Below are 20382 nucleotides of genomic sequence, written 5' to 3'. Positions count from 1 at the left end.
AATGGAATGGTTGGCTGACCCCTCGATATGGATGGGCCTTGCAACCCTGGTCGTGCTGGAGATCGTTCTCGGCATCGACAACCTGGTGTTCATCGCGATCCTTGCCGACAAACTGCCGCCGCACCAGCGCGATCGCGCGCGGGTGATCGGCCTGGCCCTGGCCCTGCTGATGCGGCTGGTGCTGCTGGCCGCGCTGGCATGGATCATGAAACTGACCGAGCCGCTGCTCACGCTGTTCGACCACAGCTTCTCCGGGCGTGACCTGATCCTGCTGGGCGGTGGTCTGTTCCTGCTGTTCAAGGGCACGATGGAACTGCACGAACGGCTGGAAGGCCGCGAGCATCACGAAGATGGCAAGAAGGTCTATGCCAGCTTCGCGATGGTGGTGGCGCAGATCGTGGTGCTCGATGCGGTGTTCTCGCTGGACTCGGTGATCACCGCGGTCGGCATGGTCGACAACCTGGGCGTGATGTATGCCGCGGTGACCATCGCGATGGTGCTGATGCTGGTGGCCAGCAAGCCGCTGACCCGCTTCGTCAACAAGCATCCCACGGTGGTGGTGCTGTGCCTGGGCTTCCTGTTGATGATCGGTTTCAGCCTGGTGGCCGAAGGCCTGGGCTACAAGATTCCGAAGGGCTACCTGTACGCGGCCATTGCCTTCTCGATCCTGGTCGAAGCCTTCAACCAGTGGGTGCGTTTCAACCGTGAGCGCAACGAGCGCCGCCAGCCGTTCCGCCAGCGCACCGCCGACGCCGTGCTGCGCATGCTCGGCGCGCGTCCGGCCAATGGTCATCACGATGAAGATGCGAGCGAGCAGGTGGATGCCGAAGAGCGGTTGCAGCCGGCCGAGCACGAGATGATCCGCAGCGTGCTGGGCCTGGCCGATCGCCCGGTGTCGAGCGTGATGACCGTGCGTGCCGACGTGCAGTGGATCGACATGGCGCGTGGGCCGGAGGATGTGGTGGCACGCCTGGTGGCGTCGCCGCACACTCGCTTGCTGGTGGGCGATGGCGATCTGGACAGTCTGCGCGGCGTGGTACAGAGCCGCGACCTGCTGGCCGACCTGCTGCAGGGCAAGCCGCTGCAGCTGGAAGCCAACCTGCGCGAGCCGCAGTACGTGCTGTCCAGTGCCAGCGCATTGCAGGCGCTGGAACTGATCCGCCAGCACCCGGTGCCGCTGGCGGTGGCGGTGGACGAGTACGGCAGCGTGGAAGGCCTGGTGACCGCCAACGACCTGCTGGCGGCCATTGCAGGTGACCTGGTCGACACCCAGGACGAACGCTATGGCGTGGTCGCGCAGGGTGACGATTGCTGGGAGGCCGATGGCGCGCTGACCCTGGACGATCTGCAGCGGCTGACCGGTGTGTCGCTGCCGCGCAGTGACGACTACATGACCATCTCCGGGCTGGTGCTGGAACAGCTGGGTCGCCTGCCGGACGTTGGCGATGCGGTGGGTGTGGCCGGTGTACGCGTCACTGTGCTGGCGATGGAGAAGCGCCGCATCACGCGACTGCGGGTGGAGCGCCTCGACGGAATGGCTTGACCTACCTGTTGTTGTAGAGCCGAGCCCATGCTCGGCTGCATGTTGAGAAGCCGAGCATGGGCCCGGCTCTACATTCAAAGCAGCGCCGCATGGCCCGGCTCTACACAACACTGCCGGCAACCGTCACCATGGCGGGCCCGTTTTCCTTCCCGGATGATTGCAGTGCTGAGTACGATCGGTTTGTTGATGGGCCTGTACGTGGCCTGGCGCCTGTTCTGGCCGCTGCGTATGCCCACCGGGCTGAAGGTGGTGCTGTCGCTGCTGCTGGTGGGCGTGGCCGTGCAGCTACGCATTGTTGCTACCTTCTGGGGCACGATGGCCTCGCCGGAAATTCCGAAGCTGTCCATCGCCTCGTTGGCCACGGGTTCGACTGCCGTACTGCTGCTGGCGCTGGTCCTGCTGGTGCTGGACGCGGGCCTGCTGGTGTCGCGCATCCTGCGCAGGCCACGTGCTGTATCGGCGTTGCGCGCGCCGAAGCTGCGGCCGGTGGCGGGTGTGCTGGCGCTGCTGGTCAGCGGCTATGGCGTCAGCCAGGGCATGGCCGTACCCGAGCCCCGGCAGATCGAAGTGAGCATCGCCGGACTGCCGGCTTCGTTCGACGGCTATCGCGTGCTCCAGCTGACCGACATCCATGCCAGCCGCCTGTTGACCGGTGACTGGGTGCGCAAGGTCGTGGACGAGAGCAACGCACTGAAGCCGGACCTGATCGTGATCACCGGCGACCTGATCGATGGCAGCGTCCAGGCCCGCCGCGATGACGCGCGCCCGTTGGCTGACCTGCAGGCGCCCGACGGCGTCATCGCCATCACCGGCAACCACGAGTACTACGCGCAATACCAGGAGTGGATGCAGGCGTTCCGCGCGCTGCACATGCAAGTGCTGGAGAACAGCCACCTGCAGGTACGACGCGGTGATGCAGCGCTGACCATCGCCGGCGTCACCGACCCGGTGGCGGCCCGCTATGGCCTGCCTCTGCCGGACCTGGAGGCCGCGCTGGCGGGTGCCGATCCGGCGGCACCCGTGATCCTGCTTGATCATCGCCCGCGCAATGCACGCGAGGCGGCGGCGCGTGGCGTCAAGCTGCAATTGTCCGGACATACCCACGGCGGGCAGATCATCGGTATGGACCAGCTGGTGAAGCGTGCCAACGGTGGCTTTGTCTCCGGCCGCTACGACGTGGATGGGATGACCCTGTACGTGAGCAACGGTGCAGGCCTCTGGGCGGGTTTCCCGGCACGCATCGGCGTGCCATCGGAAATCACCCTGATCACCTTGCGCCGCGCACCGTGATGCAGACCGGGGTCGGATCCCTTTGCCAACGGCAAAGGGATCCGACCCCGGTCTGACCCTGCACGCAGGTGCACCGCGCCATCACCCTGCGCATGACACCCTGCGGCGATGAATGAAATGACGGCGACGCGGCAGCGCTCGATGTGGGTGGCCGGCTTGTCCACGGTGGTGGAGTGGTACGACTTCACTCTGTACCTGTACTTCGCCACGGTGTTGTCGCGGGTGTTCTTCGGCGGCGGCAAGGAGGCGATGCTGGTCACCTTGGCCGGCTTCGCGGTGTCCTATCTGATGCGCCCACTCGGTGCACTGTGCTTTGGCCACCTGGGCGACCGGCTGGGCCGGCGTTGGATGCTGCTGGCGTCGATGGCATTGATGGCGGCGGCGATGCTGGCCACTGCGCTGCTGCCGACTGCGGCCACCGCAGGTGCCACGGCGGGAGTGCTGCTGCTGGTGCTGCGCTGCGTGATGGCGTTCTCGGTAGGAGGCGAATACACCGGCGTGGTGGCGTACCTGCTGGAAAGCGCGCCGGTGCGGCGACGCGGCCTGGTGACCTCGCTGGCTTCGGCGGCCAGTGAAGTGGGTGCGCTGCTGGCAGTGGCGATCTCCGCGCTTACGGTTGCGCTGCTGCCCAGCCCGCAGCTGGACAGCTGGGGCTGGCGTATTCCCTTCTTCGTCGGCGCGGCGTTGGCGGTTGTGATCCTGGTCGCGCGCTCGGGCATGCACGAGTCGCCGGAGTTCGAACGCCAGCGTCGCGAGGGCAGTATTCCGGCTACGCCGCTTCGCCACGTATTGCGTAACCATCCGCTGGCGGTGGCACGCACCTTCGCGATCTCGGCGCTGGGCTCGATCACCTACTACGTGGGCATCACCTATGTGCCGGCGTTCCTGCATGCACAGGGCCACGACGAGGGCGATGCGTTGTGGCTGTCGACGATTGCGGCAGTCGCGGTCATCGCGATCACGCCATTGTGTGGTGCCTTGTCCGATCGCGTAGGGCGACGGCCGATGCTGCTGGGCCTGACCCTGCTGGCAGCGCTGCTGCCGCTGTCCCTGTTCGCGTGGATGGCGCAGGCGACGGCGCTGGGCATCGCGCTGGCGGCGGTGTTGCTGGCCTGTGTAGCCGGTGGTGTGAGCGCGGTGGCGGCCCCGGCCACGGCCGAGCAGTTCCCCGGCGAAGGCCGGGTCAGTGGGCTGGCACTGGGGGTGACCATGGCCACCGCATTCTTCGGCGGGGCAACACCCTGGCTGGCGCAATGGTGGGTGGAGCGCAGCGGCTGGGCGGCCGCGCCGGGCGCGATGATCGCGCTGGTGGCGGTGCTGGTGTTGCCAGTGCTGTGGACCCTGCCCGAGACGGTCCCGGGCAGGGCCAAGCGCTAGGCGATCAGACCTTCAGGGTCTGCTCGATGTCGGCCAGTACGGCGGCCGCATCCACGCCGATGGCAATCGACTGCACTACATGGCCGTCCCACACGCTGGGACCAAAGCCCATGCCTTCCGGCTTGGGAATGGTCATCCCACGGGCAACGCCATCGGTGGCCACGCGCACGCTGGCACGTTCGAACTGGAACAGCTCCGGGCGGGTCAGCGCGATGCAGGCGCAGCAGTCATGCACGACCATGCCCTTGTGGCCGGCCTGCAGGTAGAAGTCGACGTAGTCCTGTGACAGCGCACGGACCAGCTCGGCGTCGGCACCGCCGAGGGCGGCCAGCTTGTTCAGGCCGTCGCGGTTCATTTCCACGCGGGTGGTCACGTCCAGGCCGATCGCGGTGACCGGCCAGCTGGCGGTGAACACCACGTCGGCGGCTTCGGCATCGCCCCAGATGTTGGCCTCGGCGGCAGGGGTGATGTTGCCGTTGACGTGGAAGGCGCCGCCCATGATCACCACGCCGCGCACCAGGCCGGCGATGTCCGGCGCCTGCTGCAGGGCAAGGGCCAGGTTGGTCATGCGGCCGACCGCGACCAGGGTCACTTCGCCCGGATGGGCGCGGACCAGTTCGATGATCAGCTGGTGGGCGGGGCGTGCGTCGGCAGCCACGTCCAGGTTGGCCGGCACCGGGTGGTTGCCCAGGCCGTTGTGGCCGTGGATGTGCACCGGCCAGGCTTCCGGAGTGGCTTCCGGCTGCAGCGGGCCTTCGGCGCCGCGCGCGACCGGCGCGGACAGGCCCCAGGCCTGCTTCAGGTACAGCGCGTTGTGGGTGGTCGACTCCACCGAGGCATTGCCGAAGGTGGTGGTGACGCCGATCAGGTCGATCTGGGCGTGCTTGTGCAGGTACAGCAGGGCCAGGGCGTCGTCGACGCCCGGGTCGGTATCGAAAATGACTTTCAGCATGTTGTTGTTCTTCTTCTTCCGTGTGGTGCAGGGGGGCCGGCGGCCTTGCGGGCAGGCCGGCGCGCCCTACATTGTCCCATCTTCATGACAGGCAGGGCCATTGCCGGGGTGGCAGGCCATAATGCCCCCAGTCCAGGCACGGAGCCGCCGAATGCTGATCGTTGCCCTTCTGCTGGTCCTGCTGGTGCTGGGCCTGAACGTGGTGGCCACCGTGGTGATCGCGCAGCGTGACGGCCTGACGGCGGGCGGCCGGACGGTGCAGTTGCTGCTGGTCTGGCTGCTGCCGCTGGTCGGCGCGATCCTGTGCATCGCGGTGGCCACGGCCGATGGCTCGGGTAGCCGGGGGGATGGCGGCGGAAGCTACGACAGCACAGGCGGCTATTCCGGTGACAACCACAGCCATCACAGCCACAGCAGCTCCGACTGCAGCAGTGATGGTGGTGGGGGTGACGGTGGCAGCTGCAGCGATTGAAGCTCTCTGTAGAGTCGAGTCATGCTCGACTGCACTTCGCTCTCAACGCCGCGATGCCCGATCGAAAAGCAGTCGGGCATGGCTCGACTCTACAAAACAGCGGTTGGCCGCGGTCGGTAGCGCCGGGCCATGCCCGGCGAACAATGGCAGGCTCAGCCGCCGCCTGCGGTCGGCAACGGTGCGGGAACGTTCAACAGGCCCCCTGCCGCCACGTAGGCGGCCAGTGCCTGGCCCTGGCTCAGCAGATGGCGTTCCATGGTGCGCTCGGCAGCCTGTGCGTCGCGGCGGCGGAAGCACTCCATCAACTCACGGTGTTCGGCCAGTGACTGCGCGGTGCGCCCGGGGGTCAGCAGCTGACGGCCGCGATGCATCTTCAGGATGCGGTGCAGATCGTGGGTGATGCGGATCAGCCACGGGTTACCGGCGTAATGCTGCACGGTTTCGTGGATCAGGTAGTTGTTGCGGTAGTACTCGGCGATGTTGCCCTCGGCTGCTGCGGTTTCCATCGCCGCATGCAGGTCTTCCAGCTGCTGCACGCCGGCGTCGTCGATGTGCTTGACCGCCTCATGCGCGCAGCGGCCTTCCAGCATCGCCATCACCGGGAACAGCTGGTTGAGGTCTTCCAACGTCAAACGGGTGACCCGGCTGCCACGACCGGCATCGATCTGCACCAGGCCTTCGGCTGCCAGCAGCTTCAGCGCCTCGCGTAGCGGTGTGCGGCTGATGCCCAGTTCTTCGCACAGCGCGGGCTCGTCGATCCACTCACCGGGCGGCAGTCGGTAGTCGTAGATGCGTTCGCGCACGTGTTCGGCCACCTCTTCATACAGAGGCGCGCGCTTCTTCGGTGAACGTGGGGCAGGGGCAATAGCCATGCGCAGAGTGTAACGCCAGGTCGTACCGACCAGCGGTCGGCACGACCGGATGGCGGTTACATCCAGCCCGGTACCACGAACACCAGCCAGGCCAGCAACGGCCCCAGCGCCACCACCAGGCCGCTGTAGACCAGGAAGCGGCGGAACAGGGTCTCGCGTTCTTCCTTTGCGGCGGAGGCCACCACCAGTGCGCCATTGGTGGAGAACGGGCTGACATCGACGATGGTGGACGATACCGCCAGCGCGCAGATCACGCCGGCGGCGCTGAGGTGACCCTGCATCAGGAACGGCACGGCCAGTGGAATCGTCGCGCCCAGCACCGCTGCCGACGAGGCGAATGCGGAGACGATGCCGCCGACGTAGCAGACCAGCAGTGCGCCCAGCAGCGGGATGCCGATGTCGGAGACACCATTCCCGATGAAGTCCACAGCGCCAGCATGTTCCAGCACGCCGATGTAGGTCACCACGCCACAGATCAGCAGTACGGTGGACCAGCTGATGCCATCGACCGCGCCTTTCTGGCTCTGCGGCGAAAGCAGTGCCAGCACCACCGCCACAGTGATCGACACCAGACCTACGTTGAGGTTGTAGATCAGCGCGGCCACGCCCAGGCCGAGCAGACCGATCAGGGTGAACAACCGTTCGCGGGTCAGGCTCACCGCATCCAGTGCCGCCGGATCATTGCTGAGCGTGCCGCCGCCTGCTGCGACCAGCGCGCCGTGGCCTTCGATCGCGAACTGGCGCGACGACGCCTGCGGGCCACCGGCCATCGCCAGCTCCGCGTTGCCGACTGTTCCCGCCGCGGTGATCGAACCACGACGCAGCAGGGCGATGCCACCGAAGGCGAAGAAGCAGATCGTCGCCATCATGAAGTTGAAGCCCAGGCTGGTCAGGAACACCGCCATCTCGGTCACCTCCAGCCCGGCCTTCTGCACCACGCCGTTGGTGATGCTGCCATACACGCTGATCGGCGAGAAGCCGCCCGCCTGTGCGCCGTGGATGACCAGCAGGCCCATCATCAGCGGGTTGATGTTGTACTGCTTTGCGAAGCGCAGCGCGACCGGGCCGATGATCGCCACCGCTGCCGGGCCCAGCGCACCGAAGGCGGTCAGCACCGCAGTGATCACGAACATCACCCACGGAATGGCCACGATATGGCCGCGCACGGCTTTCACTGCCCAGTGCACCAGCAGGTCGATGGTGCCGTTCTTCTGCGCGATGGCGAACAGGTAGGTGATGCCGACCAGGGTCAGGAACAGATCGCCGGGGAAGCCGGCCAGGACTTCCTTGCCCCCCATGTCGACCCACAGCCCGCCGATGATGAAGGCCAGCGCGAAGGCGACGGCGCCCATGTTGATCGGCATCGCGGTGGCAACGATGAACATGATCACCAGACCGATGATCGTTGCGATTTGTGGACTCATGCGCCCTCCCAGACACGTGGCTCACGTACAGCGCGGATGGAGACCCGCCATCCCGGGGTAAGGCGACGTACTGCGTGTTGCGTGATACGTACTGCTCGAACCCGTTACTGCAGCCGCTCCAGCGCGCTGTGGACCCATGCCGCCGCGCCTTCAAGGCTGTGGAACTCTTCCACCGCGCGCACCTCGCAGCACGGGTAGGCCGGCGCGATCATGCGTGCCAATGCGTTGCCCGGGCCCAGCTGCAGGAACACCCGCGCGCCGCGCTCGAAGGCCTGGCGCATCACCTGCGCCCATTCGATGGTCTGTGCCAGCTGCGCCGACAACGTGTGGACCATCGTGGCGCGATCACGCACCGGGCGCGCATCGATGCCGGCCAGAAGAGGTAGGCGTGGCGCCTGCAGTGACGCTGCTTCCAGTGCGGCGGCAAACGGTGCCACTGCGCCAGCCAGCAGCGGCGTGTGCGCGGGCACATGGACCGGCAGCGGACGGATCTCGGCACCGTGCGACTGCGCGTCCTCCGCCAATGCGTGCAGCGACCGCCATGCGCCGCCTACGATGAAGTGGTCGTAGCCGCTGGCGATCGCGATGAAGGCGCCATGCGCATCGCACAACCGCTGCGTGGCAATGCGGTCAACTCCCAGTACCGCTTGGAGCCCAGCATCGTCGGGGCTGGCGGCATCCATCAGGTGCGCACGCTGCGCGGACAATGCCAGGCAGGTGGCTGCATCGATGCTTCCAGCGATGGCGTGGGCGGCCAGTTCGCCGATGCTGTAGCCCGCGATCACTGTCGGCGTTGGCAACACCTCGCGCAGGCCCTGCCAGTGCGCCAGGCTTGCCGCGCACAGCAGGGGCTGCGCCTGCACATTGTCGAAGCGGTCGTCGGCCGTCGCGGCGGCGAATACATCGCGGCCCAGCAGTTCGCTGGTGGCATCGAGCACCGGCCGTGCGGCAGCAAGGTCGCGCACGCGATCGAACATCGCCGGATGCTGTGCGCCTTGTCCGGGGCAGAGCAGGGCAAGGCTCATGCGCGCTCCTGGTGCAGCAGGAACACGCTGCATGCCAACAGATCGGCGCTGCCGCCCGGGCTCAGCCGACGCGCAACGAAGGCGTCAGCGACGAGCTTCAGGCGTGCGCGCCAGTCCGGTGCATAGGCACCGCCGGTAGCAAGGAAATCCTGCGCCTGCTGCTGTGCCCAACGCAGGCCTTCAGCACCACCGCGATGCAGCAGGTTGAGGTCGTCGGTGTGGGCGACCAGCTGCATCAGCGTGTGGCACATCGCGGCCTCACGCGTCAGGCCACTGGCCAGCGCATCGCGCAGGCTGGGCAACGCCACCTCGCGCAACAGCGGGTAACCGGCGGCGGCCTGCTCGCGCACGCCCGGCACCTTGTGCAGGGCGCGCGCACGCTGGCCAGGACTGGCTGCATCCAGCGGGGCGTTTGCGAAATCCGCAGCCCAACGGCGTACCTCCAGGCAGACCTGCTCACCGTTGGCGGCATGGCCCAGGCGGAAGCGACAGGCAGCGGCGGTCGCCACCAGCAGGCCGAGGCTGAAGATCGCACCGCGATGGGTGTTGACGCCCGAGGTGGCACGCAGCATCGCTGCTTCGGCCGCGATACCGTGCTGGCGCAACGCATCGAACGGGGATTCCGTAGCGCCGGCGCGGGCCACGGCGGTGAAATAGTGGCGCAGCGCAAACAGGCTGCGCAGGAACGTGCCGGCATCCATGTCGTGGTGGCTGCCGCGATCGAACGGTGTGACCAGTCCCGGCTTCGGTGCCAAGGCCAGTTCTGCATGCAGGCTGGCAACGGCGAGACGCCCCAGGCGCGCGCAGTCCACGGCCGTTGCTGGCCGGACAGTCGGCTGCGCAACGGCGTTCATGCGCTCACCCCGGCGGAGGCGAACACGGACTCGCGCAGTTCCAGTGCGGCGCCTTCCGGGCGCTTGACCAGTACCTCGCGGCTGCGTCCCGCGTACTCCCGCCAGTTCACGGCGGCACCGTCGGCCAGGCACAGCTCGCCATCGACCCGGCGACCGTATCCGGCTTCCCATGCCTGCAGCTTTGCAGCCAGGGCATCGGCCTGCGCGGTGGTGTCGATCCGCCACAGCAGATCGATGTCCGAGCGCGCGTGCACATAGTGCAGTCCAGTGAGGTACTGCCAGGCAAACGCTCCGAACACGCGTGCTGCTGCGATGTCCTGCAACGCCAGCAGGGGACGCTGCCAGTCCGGTGCAAGGTCGCTTTCCAGCACGGCCTGCAGCGTCGGTGGCGGCGCGGTGCGCAGCACATCGCGTGCCGGCACGCGCAGAGCGAGGCGCAGCTTGCCCTCCATCGGGGGCAGCGGCACGCCGAGGCGCAGGCGTGGGTCGGCATCGTCCGCGGCACGACGCGCAACGATGGCCGGCAGACCCTGCGCAAACCAGTTGGCCAGGCGCGGCTCATGCGCAGCGATGTCCGCCTGCCAGCCGGCGCGCGCCGACAACCAGACCAGCGTATGGCGGGGCAGCCGCTCAGGCATCGCCCTGGCTCACGGCTGCCGCCACGCTTGCGGATAGTGTGCGCCCACCACGTTCAGCACCCCGCGCGGCGCGGCAGTCGCCTTCGGCGGGCGTGCGCAGAGCCTGAAGCAGGTGCGTGGCCAGATCGCCATCCCACAGCGATTCCACCGCACCCATTGCCACGTAGTTCTCCACACCCGGCGCGAACACCGGCGAGCTCTGGCTGAGTGCCTGAAGTTTCTCCAGCGGCTGCTTGGTCACCCTTGCCATCGCGCGCAGGTCCATTACCCGCACCTGCGCATCGGGCAGGGCGTGGATGTGGTCAGCCATCAAGCCGAACGACAGGAAGCCGCCGCTGACCGACTCGCCATAGACCAGGGTCACCAGCCGCGCACCGCGTCGGCGAGCCAGATCCAGCGTCTGCGCCAGGTGCGCGAAGTAACCGTTGATGCCAAGCAGTTCGTCACGGCGCGCCAGGCGCTGGCCGGCGGTGTCGACCAGCATCACGATCGGTTGCTGTGGGTGCGCGGCGGTGCTGGCCAGCACGGTTTCGGCCAGTGTCATCGCGTGGTCCACACCCACCTCAAGCTTGTCGGCGGTGCCGATCACGGTCACGTCGCCGTCGTCCGTGGCGGCGCTGCCGGTCAGTACCGAATCGTTCACCGCAATGGCGTGGCCACGCGGAAACAGCGCATCAAGCAGCGCGTGCAGCGGAAGGCTCATGGCAGGCTCCGATCGGCGGTTGCGGCGAGGAAGGCATCGGTGTCCAGCAGCGGCAGCCGCTCGGGTTCGGCGATGCCCTGGAGAGACCAGATCTCAAGTCCATCGCGGCATCCGCCCCAGGCCTGCACGCGTGCCTTCAACGCGGCATGGTGGGCCTGCAGCGCACTCAGTGCCGCATCGGCATCGCTGCTGGCGGTGTCCGGTTGCAGCGCATCGAATGCCGCTTGCGCGAACGCCTCGATGGCATCGGGCACCAGCACCTGCGCCTGGTCGATCAGGTAGCGGTGCTTGCCGCCGGTAACCCGCCAGACCAGCGCGCGGTCGCGGGAATCGAACTCTTCCACGCCGCGAACCGTCTCGATCACCTCCGGCCCGGACAGCGACAGCCGGCCTTCCTCCGACATGATCACGGTGCTGCAGCAGCGGGCGACGATGCCCATGCCACCGAACGCGCCGTTGCCGCTGCCAATCAGTGCCACCACCGGCACGCCTGCAGCGCGCGCATCCAGCGTGGCGCGCATGATCTCGGAAATGGCAATCAATCCCGCATTGGCTTCGTGCAGGCGCACGCCGCCGGTATCGAGCAGCAGCAGTACGCCTTCGGGCCGGGTCGCGGCTGCGCGGCGCAGCAGGCCAGAGAGCTTGGCACCGTGTACTTCACCGACGCCGCCGCCCATGAACTGGCCCTGCTGTGCGGCAAGCAGCACGCGCCGGCCACGCAGCGTGGCTTCACCCACAACGATGCCGTCGTCGAACGCCGCCGGCTGGTCCAGCTGCGCCAGATGCGGACTGATCATCCGTCGCGCAGGGCCCAGGAATTCCTGGAACGATCCGGCATCGACCAGGCCGGCGATACGCTCGCGGGCGTCGGCTTCGTAGTAGCTGTGGCGCTGTACGCGGTTCATGGCGTGCCTCCGGCCAGCAGCGTTTCCACTGCCTGGTCAAGGCGCAGGCTGACCACCGCCGGGGTTGCGCCGGCATCGTTGATCGAGATGCGCACATCGCGCAGCGGATGGCGTCGCGCGAAGTCGGTGATCACCGCTTGCCACACGCTGCCGAAGCCCTGCGCGGAGGTGATGATGCGCACCGTCATCGCGCCGTCCAGTGCGGCCGGCTCCAGCAGGATTTCCAGGTTGCCCGATGCCAGCACGCCGACCAGCACCGCATCGGTGGGGAAGTGTGCAGGCGTCGTGCCGTCGAATTGATAGTCAAGGGTTTCCATGCTCTGTCCCTTACCAGTTGCGGAAGCGCTTGGGCGGGTCGTACAGTCCGCCGGACCAGCGAACCAGGTCCTTCACCGAGCGTGCGGCCAGCAGATCGCGGCTGGCATCGCGCACGGAGATACCAAGGTCATCGGGACGGCGGATGACGCCACGGTCGCGAAGGTTCTCCACCATCGCGCGGTCGCGGCCCATGCCCACTGCGGTGTAGCCGGCCACGCCACGGATCGCCTGTTCGCGCTCCTCAGGAGTGCGGCACAGCAGCAGGTTGGCGATGCCTTCCTCGGTCAGTACATGGCTGACGTCGTCGCCGTAGATCATCACCGGCGGCAGCGGCATGGCCGCGCGCTCGGCCAGGTCCCAGGCATCGAGGCGGTCGACGAAGGCCGGCGCCATGTGCTCGCGGAAGGTTTCCACCATCTGCACCACCAGCTTGCGTCCGCGTGGCATCTCGCCCGGCCGCGCGGCTTGCTGGCCCGCCTTGATCCAGGCGTCGCTGGCATGGCGGCGTCCGCGTGCATCCGAGCCCATGTTGGGTGCGCCACCAAAACCGGCGATACGGTCGCGCGTTGCGGTGGAACTGTTGCCCTGCAGGTCGATCTGCAGGGTGGAGCCGATGAACATGTCGCAGGCATACAGCCCTGCGGTCTGCGAGAACGCGCGGTTGGAGCGCATCGAACCATCGGCGCCGGTGAAGAACACATCACCGCGCGCGGCGATGTACTTCTCCATGCCCAGTTCCGAACCGAACGAGTGCACCGATTTGACGAAACCCGATTCGATGGCCGGAATCAGCGCCGGGTGCGGATTGAGCGCCCAGTGCTGGCAGATCTTTCCCTTCAGCCCCAGCGATTCGGCGTAGGTCGGCAGCAGCAGTTCGATTGCTGCGGTATCGAAACCGATGCCATGGTTGAGCCGGTTCACCCCGTACTCGGCGTAGATGCCCTTGATCGCCATCATCGCCATCAGCACCTGGATCTCGGAGATCTGTGCCGGATCGCGGGTGAACAGCGGTTCGATATGGTTCGGGCGCGGCGCCTGCACCACGAAGTTGACCCAGTCGGCAGGAATATCGACGCGGGGGAGGGTGTCGACGATCTCGTTGACCTGGGCGATGACGATGCCGCCACCGAATGCGGTGGCCTCCACGATCACCGGCGTGTCTTCGGTGTTGGGGCCGGTGTAGAGATTGCCGTGGCGGTCGGCAGCCTGCGCCGCGACCAGTGCCACACGCGGAGTGAGGTCGATGAAGTAGCGGCCGAACAGTTCCAGGTAGGTGTGGATGGCACCGATCTGGATGCGTCCTTCGGCCACCAGGTTGGCCAGCCGCACCGACTGCGGCCCGGAGAAGGAGAAGTCCAGCCTGGAGGCGATGCCGCGTTCGAACACGTCCAGGTGCGAAGGCAGGGACAGCACCGACTGCACCATGTGCAGGTCATGCACCCGTGCCGGGTCGAGGTCGGCCAGCGTCTGGGCGAGGAAGTCGGCCTGCTTCTGGTTGTTGCCTTCCAGGCAGACCTTGTCGCCCGGCTCCAGCAGCGCGTGCAGCAGCTCGGCGACATCGCCAGCCGCCACCTCGTGGCCCCTGGCCCATGGCGCGGCGCGTTCCAGCCGCGCCTGGCGGCCCCGCTCCAGCGTGTCCCAACTCGGGTTCATCGACGGACTTCCGAATGGCGTTGGAATAATTACGCCATAATTACGGAGGGGTGTGCAACCCGCAGTGCAGCAAAGAAAAGGCCCGCGCGAAGGCGGGCCCATTCAGGTGGGCCACGACCGTGGGTCGTGGCGGAGCATCAGAAGCGTGCCGACCAACGGTCGGCACCCACACCCAACGGTTGGCACCCACCCCCAACGGTTGGCACCCACCCCAAACAGTGGGCCCCCCCAATGGTCGGCACCCACCATTTCCGGGTTGCTCAGAACTTCCAGCGCAGGCTGGCCGCCACGAAGCGCGGTTCGCCGTAGTTGTTGTAGTCCAGGTTGGCCCAGTAGGTCTTGTCCAGCGCGTTGCGCACGCTCAGCGTCGCCGTCCAGTTGTCGCTGATGCGGTAGTTGGCGTTGAACTGCACCAGCGCATACGCCGGCTGGTTCACCGTCACCGTGCCGCCGAGCGGGTAGGGGATGTTGTAGCCCTGCACCTTGCTCTGCCACTGCACGCCACCGCCGATGCTCAGGCGTTCCAGCGCGCCGCGCAGCTGCAACTGGGTGTTGAGCTGCAGCAGGTCTTCGGCCGGGTTGGCGTACAGCAGATCGGTGGCCGCACGGGTCACCTTGACGTGGGTATAGCCGGCATTGACCGTCCAGCCCGGCAGGATCTCGCCGTTGACGTCCACTTCCCAACCGCGCGCCTTGGTGCCGTTGACGCCGATGTAGGCCGAACTGCCGTCGCTGAGCGAACCTTCCGGCACGCCCATGTCACGCACCGCGTAGTTGTCCTGCTTGGCTTCGAACACCGCCGCGTTGGCGGTCAAACGGCCGTCAAACCACTGCGTCTTCAGGCCGGCTTCCAGGTTGGAGCCCTGCACCGGCGCCAGCAGGTTCTCGTTGCGGTCCTTGTAGTTCTGCGGGTTGAAGATCTCGGTGTAGCTGGCATAGGCCGCCACGTTCGGGGTGATGTCGTACACCAGGCCCACGTACGGGGTGATTTCATCGCTCACCTTGTACGCGCCGCTGGTGGCGGTGTAGGCACCGGCCGCGTTGTAGGCGCGGGTCTGGGTCTGCCAGCGGCTCAGGCGTGCGCCGGCGATCAGCGCCAGCGGATCAGCCAGGCGCAGGCGGGTGGCCAGGTAGAAGCCGCTCTGCGTGGTCTTGGCCACGCGGCGTGCGCCGGTCAGGGTGTAGGTCACTTCGGAGATGTCGCCATCCCAGGTGTGCACGTTGGGAATGTAGTAGCAGCGCTCGCTGCCGCAACGAGCCCAGTCACGCGGGTAGTTCAGCGCAAGGGTGTTGGTGGTGCCTTCCAGGTCGGCCCACTGCGCGCCCACGGTCACGTCGTGCTGCTGGCCCCACAGGTTGAAGGTGCCGGTCAGGTAGGCGTCGACGTTGCGGCGGGTGTCTTCCGAATCGCCGGCGGCGGTGCGCAGGTAGATGCCCGCGCCGGTCACCGGGTCGGGATTGCCAGTGCCGTACAGGCGCATGTTCTGCACGTTGCCACGGGTATGGGCGGTGTTGATCTTCAGCAGCCAGTTGTCACCGAAGCGCTGCTCCAGGTTGGCGAACACCGTGCTGGTCTCGCGCTGCCAGTAGCTCCACTTCGGTGCCAGGTTGGTCGAGCGCGGCAGATGGGCGAAGTTGCCCTTGCTGTCGAAGAACGGCACGGTGCCCCAGGTCGAGCCCACCGGGTTGTTGTCCTGGGTCTGGTAGCCGACGGTCACCGTGGTGCTGTCGGTCACATCGCCTTCCAGCACGGCCATGCCGGCCATCTTGTTCTCTTTGTAGCGGTCGTAATAGAAATCGCGATCGGTGTAGGCGGCGACCACGCGGCTGCGGAAGCGGCCGTCGGCGGTCAGCGGCGCGGTCACGTCCGCTTCCATGCGGCGGTAGTCCCAGCTGCCGGCGCTGACCGAGAACGAGGCGTCGAACTCCTTGCCCGGGCGCTTGCGCAGCAGGTTCACCGTGGCCGACGGCACACCCGCGCCGCTGAGCAGGCCGTTGGCGCCGCGGATCACTTCCACCCGGTCATAGAAGGCGGTGTCGTATTCCTGGTTGGTCGAGCCGCTGTAGGTGGGAATGCCATCCACCTGGAAATCGGTGATGGCAAAACCACGCGCGTAGTACAGCGGGCGCTGGGTGTCATAGAAGGACACGCTGACGCCGGTGACATTGCGCATCACGTCGTTGAGGCTGAACAACGATTCGTCCTGCAGGCGCTGCAGGCCGATCACCGTGGACGACTGCGGCGTTTCCTGCAGGGTGATGGGCAGGCGGGTAGTGCTCGATGGCGGCGCGGACTGCTCGGCGCGCACGCTCACCCGGTCCAGGGTCTTGGCGTCGGAGACATCGGCAGCGACCTCGGCCAGTGCCGACGGCACAACCAAGGTGAGGCAGGACAACAGGGCAGCGGGCAGCAGCGCACGGCGGGGCAGGCGGTTGGAGAAACTCTGGGTCATGGCGGGCTCGAAGCGTGGAGGCGGGGAAGGGGCGGCAACAGTCGTCCAGCACCCGGGGCGGCGGCTTCGGGCACGTCAGGTCCATCTGGGAGGGGCGCGGTCACTGCGCAGGACGCAAATGTAAATAATTCTTAACAACATTACAATTCGCGTCATTGCGCAGGGGCTTTCAGGCGCGCAGCAAGCGTCAGGGCGGGGTCGGAGCCCATTGCCGCAGGCATTGGGCCCTGACCCTACGAGGGGCCTCCCGAAACGGGTCGGAGCGCTCCCGTGCGGGAGAAATTCGATCCGTCGCCGCGCGCAAACGCAGACGGCCACCCGAAGGTGGCCGTCCGCAGGCATCCGCCAAGCGCAGGCTTACAGCGCCTGCAGCTCTTCGTTGGCGTTGCGCTTTTCCTTGGCCGGGGCCGGCGCGGCCGTGGGTGCCAGTGCCGGCGTCGTACCTGCTTCCACCGGAACCTCCAGGTAGGGCAGGTGCAGGGTCTGGCTGGTCAACGTGCGGATCTCGTTGGTCAGCGCGGCACTCTCGTTGAGCTTGCGGCCGTACGAGGGAACGATCTCGCGCAGGCGGGCTTCCCAACCGGCCTTCATCTGTTCCGGGAAGGCCTTGGCCATCAGGTCCAGCATGATCGGCGGCGAGGTCGAAGCGCCCGGCGAGGCACCCAGCAGCGCAGCGAGGGTGTGGTCCTTGTCGGTCACGATCTCGGTACCGAACTGCAGCACCGCGCCCTTCAGCGGATCACGCTTGATGATCTGCACGCGCTGGCCGGCGGTGACCAGCTTCCAGTCGCCCGGCTTGGCATTGGGGAAGTACTTGACCAGCTCGGCCTGGCGATCGGCATCGTTCAGGCGCGCCTGGCCCATCAGGTACTGCACCAGGTCCAGGTTGTCCTTGCCCACTTCCAGCATCGGGCCGACGTTGTTGTGGTTGACCGACGAATACAGGTCCCACCACGAGCCGTGCTTGAGGAACTTGGTGCTGTACAGCGCGAACGGCCCGAACAGGACCACCGGCTTGCCATCCAGCTTGCGCGCATCCAGGTGCGGCACCGACATCGGCGGCGAACCGGTCTCGGCCATGCCATAGGCCTTCACGCCATGGCGCGAGGTCACGTCCTGGCCCTGGAAGGCAAGGAACTGGCCGCCCACCGGGAAGCCGGCGTAGTCCTTCGATTCCGGGATGCCCGACATCTGCAGCAGCTTCAGCGCAGCACCACCGGCTCCGATGAACACGAAGCGGGCGTGGGTGGTCGATTCGGTGCCGGCCTTGAGGTCCTTCACCGTCACGTTCCAGCTCTTGTCCGCGTTCTGCCGCAACGCGCTGACCTCGTGGTTGAGGTGCAGGCCGAAGTTCGGGCTGTGCTGCAGGCCGGCGGTCAGCTGGCGGGTGATGACGCCGAAGTTGACGTCGGTGCCCAGCGGCATCCACGTTGCGGCAACCTTCTGCTTCGGGTCGCGGCCTTCCATCAGCAGCGGTGCCCACTGCTTGATCTGCGCCGGGTCCTCGGAGTACTGCATGCCGTAGAACAGCGGGTTCTTCACCAGCGCCTGCTGGCGCTTGTGCAGGTAGGCGATGTTGTCATCGCCCCAGACGAAGCTCATGTGCGGGGTCGGGTTGATGAAGTCGCTGGGCTGGCTCAGCCGCCCTTCCTTCACCTGGTGCGACCAGAACTGGCGCGAGACTTCGAACGATTCGGCGATGCCGACCGCGCGCTTGGTCTCGATGCTGCCATCGGGCAGTTCCGGGGTGTAGTTCAGTTCTGCGAATGCCGAGTGGCCAGTGCCGGCGTTGTTCCAGCCGTCCGAGCTTTCACCGGCGACGCCGTCGAGGCGTTCGTAGATCTGGATGTTCCAGTCCGGCTGCAGTTCCTGCAGGTAGGTGGCCAGGGTGATGCTCATGATGCCGGCGCCGACCAGTACAACGTCGACGGGCTTGTCGTTGCTGGCGGCGGGCACCGAGCGCTTGGTCAGCGGCCAGTACAGGAACAGTGCGGCGGCCAGCAACAGCAGCACGAGCAGGGCGAGCAGAACCTTGCCAAATTTCTTCATGGGGGCGGGATCGTTGGCGGAGGGGAGGGGGTCAGGATGCGCGAGGGAACGCGAAAGGACGTGAAGAAACAAGGCGTTGCGCCATCCATTCGCGGATTTTAACCGCTTCTGGTCCTTTTTTGATGCAACGCAGCATCCGGCGTTTCGCGGCACCTTCACCCGGTAGCGCCAGGCCATGCCTGGCGACGCCTTCAATCAGACCAGTTCCAGAATCTCGTCTCCGGCGTCGTCGATCTCACCGGTCGGGCGCCAGCCCAGGCGGCGGTAGAAGCCGTGAGAGCGCGAACGGGGGTCTGCCGAACAGGCCAGGAACAGGCGCTGGTGGCCGGCGTCGCGGGTCAGGCTGACCACTTCCTGCAGCAGCTGCCGGCCGATGCCACGGCCTTCGTAGTCCGGCAGCAGGGCCAGTACCAGCACCTCGCCGCTGTCGCGGTCGGCGAAACAGTAGCCGGCCATGCGCTCGCCTTCCCAGGCAACACGACCGATCGAATCGCCTTCGGCGATGCCTGCGGCCCAGCTCTGCTCGGTGATGCCCAGTTCTGCCAGTTGAGCGGCACTGAAGGCGTTCTCGCGGGTACGCCCGCGCAGGTCGATGCAGGCGGCGGCATCGTCGGGGTGGGCATCGCGCACGGAGACGGGCATGCAGGACATCCTTGTAGTGATTGGCCGATCAGTATCCGCATCGCGCATGGACCGGATGTGGAGGTTTCGTGGAGATCCGATGGAGCAAAAAGGGGACGGAGGGGATTAAGTCGTCTTTGTCCCGGATGTCATTTGGGTCTTAAGCGACTTAGTTCCCTCCGTCCCCTTTTTGGTGGCTCTTCATCAGCGCTTGCGCCGCACCAGCGCCGACGACGCCTCCAGCACTGCGCGGGTCAGCAGCGCCATGGTCTGCACGTCGCCCTTCCAGTGCTGCCAGTACAGCGGCACGTCTTCCCACGCGCGCTGGCGAACGTAGACCAGGCGTCCGGCGTCCAGATGCCGCTTGACCAAGGGCAGGGGATTCATGGTCCAGCCCATGCCGCCCAGGTTGGCCTGCACAAAGGCACGGGTGGAGGGAATCCACCAGGTCGGTGCGGTGCTGGGCAGGTCGTCGCCGGCCATGCGTCTCGCAAAGCGTGACTGCATATCGTCCTTGCGGTTGAACACCAGTACCGGTGCCGTGGCCAGGGCCTGGGCGGTCACACCCTTGGCAAAATGGCGCTCGCGGAACTCCGGGGTGCAGGTGGCGGCATAGCGGATGCTGCCCAGCGCATGGATCTGGCAGCCCTGCACCGGCTCGTCCAGGGTGGTCACCGCACCCAGCACGGTGCCCTGGCGCAGCAGTTCGACGGTGTGGTCCTGGTCTTCCACGCGCAGGTCCAGGGTGGTGCCGGTGCTCTGCGCGAACTGGAAGGCCGCCTGCGGGAACCAGGTTTCCAGGCTGTCATGGTTCACCGCCACCGGGATGCTGGCCTGCGGCAGGTCCTCGTCGGCCAGGCCCATCCGGTGCAGCGCATCGTGCTCAAGCAGGGCGGTCTGTTCGGCCAGCTGCACCAGCACCTGGCCCTCGGCGGTGGCGGTGGCCGGAGTGCCACGCTTGACCAGCAGGCGGCCGACTCTGTCCTCCAGTGCCTTGACCCGCTGCGAGATGGCCGACGGCGTGACATTCAGCGACTGCGCGGCGCGGTCGAAGCTACCTTCGCGGATCACTGCAGCCAAGGCGCGCAGCTGGGCATGGTCGATACGCATCGAATTAAGCTCTGCTAATGTTGGATTAGTAAGTTTAGCTCGTCTTTTTAATGTTGCGGCGCGACAATGGCGCCAGTTCCGGTGCTGTCCGCCTTCGCGAGGCACCGTCCCCCAAGCAAGTAA

General features: G+C 66.7%; 18 protein-coding genes. 4 read left to right on the top strand and 14 right to left on the bottom strand.

The window, feature by feature from the left end; all coding sequences use genetic code 11:
- Position 1 precedes the first annotated feature (1 nt).
- The 3 genes from V9K93_RS03280 (at position 2) to V9K93_RS03270 (ending at position 4210) form a co-directional block, all read left to right on the top strand.
- Positions 2 to 1543: a TerC family protein gene (locus V9K93_RS03280; protein WP_136638421.1), complete on the top strand. Its 1542-nt coding sequence runs from the start codon at positions 2 to 4 to the stop codon at positions 1541 to 1543.
- 153 nt (positions 1544 to 1696) lie between these two features.
- Positions 1697 to 2833, top strand: coding sequence for a metallophosphoesterase (locus tag V9K93_RS03275; RefSeq protein WP_337302076.1), 1137 nt, complete (start codon positions 1697 to 1699; stop codon positions 2831 to 2833).
- 117 nt (positions 2834 to 2950) lie between these two features.
- The gene (locus V9K93_RS03270) at positions 2951 to 4210 is read left to right on the top strand and encodes an MFS transporter (protein WP_136638438.1); all 1260 of its coding nucleotides are present in this window, start codon (positions 2951 to 2953) and stop codon (positions 4208 to 4210) included.
- Positions 4211 to 4214: 4 nt separating this feature from the next.
- On the opposite strand, the gene V9K93_RS03265 is transcribed toward V9K93_RS03270, so the two are convergent.
- Positions 4215 to 5162 carry a nucleoside hydrolase gene (locus V9K93_RS03265; RefSeq protein WP_337302075.1) on the bottom strand — a complete coding sequence of 316 codons (948 nt, stop codon included), beginning with the start codon at positions 5160 to 5162 and terminating at the stop codon, positions 4215 to 4217.
- A gap of 151 nt (positions 5163 to 5313) precedes the next feature.
- On the opposite strand from V9K93_RS03265, the gene V9K93_RS03260 reads away from it, so the two are divergent.
- Complete coding sequence (locus V9K93_RS03260) at positions 5314 to 5634, top strand: hypothetical protein (RefSeq protein ID WP_136638423.1); 321 nt, start codon at positions 5314 to 5316, stop codon at positions 5632 to 5634.
- A gap of 152 nt (positions 5635 to 5786) precedes the next feature.
- Here the strand turns inward: V9K93_RS03260 and V9K93_RS03255 are convergent, their stop codons facing one another.
- From V9K93_RS03255 to V9K93_RS03195, 13 genes are all read right to left on the bottom strand, one after another.
- Positions 5787 to 6506, bottom strand: coding sequence for a GntR family transcriptional regulator (locus V9K93_RS03255; protein ID WP_046985729.1), 720 nt, complete (start codon positions 6504 to 6506; stop codon positions 5787 to 5789).
- 56 nt (positions 6507 to 6562) lie between these two features.
- On the bottom strand, positions 6563 to 7930 hold the full coding sequence (locus V9K93_RS03250) for an SLC13 family permease (protein WP_046985730.1): 1368 nt from the start codon (positions 7928 to 7930) through the stop codon (positions 6563 to 6565).
- 104 nt (positions 7931 to 8034) lie between these two features.
- Positions 8035 to 8955, bottom strand: coding sequence for a malonate decarboxylase subunit epsilon (gene mdcH, locus V9K93_RS03245; RefSeq protein ID WP_136638424.1), 921 nt, complete (start codon positions 8953 to 8955; stop codon positions 8035 to 8037).
- A complete protein-coding gene (mdcB, locus tag V9K93_RS03240; protein WP_337302074.1) occupies positions 8952 to 9809 on the bottom strand; it encodes a triphosphoribosyl-dephospho-CoA synthase MdcB in 858 nt (285 codons plus the stop codon). The genes mdcH and mdcB overlap by 4 nt, the downstream gene beginning before the upstream one ends.
- The gene (mdcG, locus tag V9K93_RS03235; RefSeq protein WP_253078432.1) at positions 9806 to 10447 is read right to left on the bottom strand and encodes a malonate decarboxylase holo-[acyl-carrier-protein] synthase; all 642 of its coding nucleotides are present in this window, start codon (positions 10445 to 10447) and stop codon (positions 9806 to 9808) included. The genes mdcB and mdcG overlap by 4 nt, the downstream gene beginning before the upstream one ends.
- Positions 10440 to 11150, bottom strand: coding sequence for a biotin-independent malonate decarboxylase subunit gamma (gene mdcE / locus V9K93_RS03230; protein ID WP_253078431.1), 711 nt, complete (start codon positions 11148 to 11150; stop codon positions 10440 to 10442). Before mdcE ends, mdcG begins: the two co-directional genes overlap by 8 nt.
- Positions 11147 to 12055, bottom strand: a complete 909-nt coding sequence (locus V9K93_RS03225; protein ID WP_337302073.1) for a biotin-independent malonate decarboxylase subunit beta — start codon at positions 12053 to 12055, stop codon at positions 11147 to 11149. Before V9K93_RS03225 ends, mdcE begins: the two co-directional genes overlap by 4 nt.
- Positions 12052 to 12372: a malonate decarboxylase acyl carrier protein gene (gene mdcC, locus V9K93_RS03220; RefSeq protein ID WP_046988478.1), complete on the bottom strand. Its 321-nt coding sequence runs from the start codon at positions 12370 to 12372 to the stop codon at positions 12052 to 12054. Before mdcC ends, V9K93_RS03225 begins: the two co-directional genes overlap by 4 nt.
- Positions 12373 to 12382: 10 nt before the next feature.
- Positions 12383 to 14026 carry a malonate decarboxylase subunit alpha gene (mdcA, locus tag V9K93_RS03215; protein ID WP_337302072.1) on the bottom strand — a complete coding sequence of 548 codons (1644 nt, stop codon included), beginning with the start codon at positions 14024 to 14026 and terminating at the stop codon, positions 12383 to 12385.
- Between the two features lie 260 nt (positions 14027 to 14286).
- Entirely contained in the window at positions 14287 to 16479 is a 2193-nt protein-coding gene (locus V9K93_RS03210; protein WP_337302071.1) for a TonB-dependent siderophore receptor, read from the bottom strand.
- 357 nt (positions 16480 to 16836) lie between these two features.
- The gene (mqo, locus tag V9K93_RS03205) at positions 16837 to 18528 is read right to left on the bottom strand and encodes a malate dehydrogenase (quinone) (protein ID WP_337302070.1); all 1692 of its coding nucleotides are present in this window, start codon (positions 18526 to 18528) and stop codon (positions 16837 to 16839) included.
- A gap of 195 nt (positions 18529 to 18723) precedes the next feature.
- Positions 18724 to 19170, bottom strand: a complete 447-nt coding sequence (locus tag V9K93_RS03200) for a GNAT family N-acetyltransferase (protein WP_046985232.1) — start codon at positions 19168 to 19170, stop codon at positions 18724 to 18726.
- Between the two features lie 183 nt (positions 19171 to 19353).
- On the bottom strand, positions 19354 to 20259 hold the full coding sequence (locus V9K93_RS03195; RefSeq protein ID WP_046985233.1) for a LysR family transcriptional regulator ArgP: 906 nt from the start codon (positions 20257 to 20259) through the stop codon (positions 19354 to 19356).
- Positions 20260 to 20382: the final 123 nt, after the last annotated feature.

It is taken from the genome of Stenotrophomonas sp. CCNWLW162 (assembly GCF_037203745.1).
GTDB lineage: Bacteria > Pseudomonadota > Gammaproteobacteria > Xanthomonadales > Xanthomonadaceae > Stenotrophomonas > Stenotrophomonas maltophilia_AQ.
This window is presented reverse-complemented; position numbering and strand designations above follow the sequence as displayed.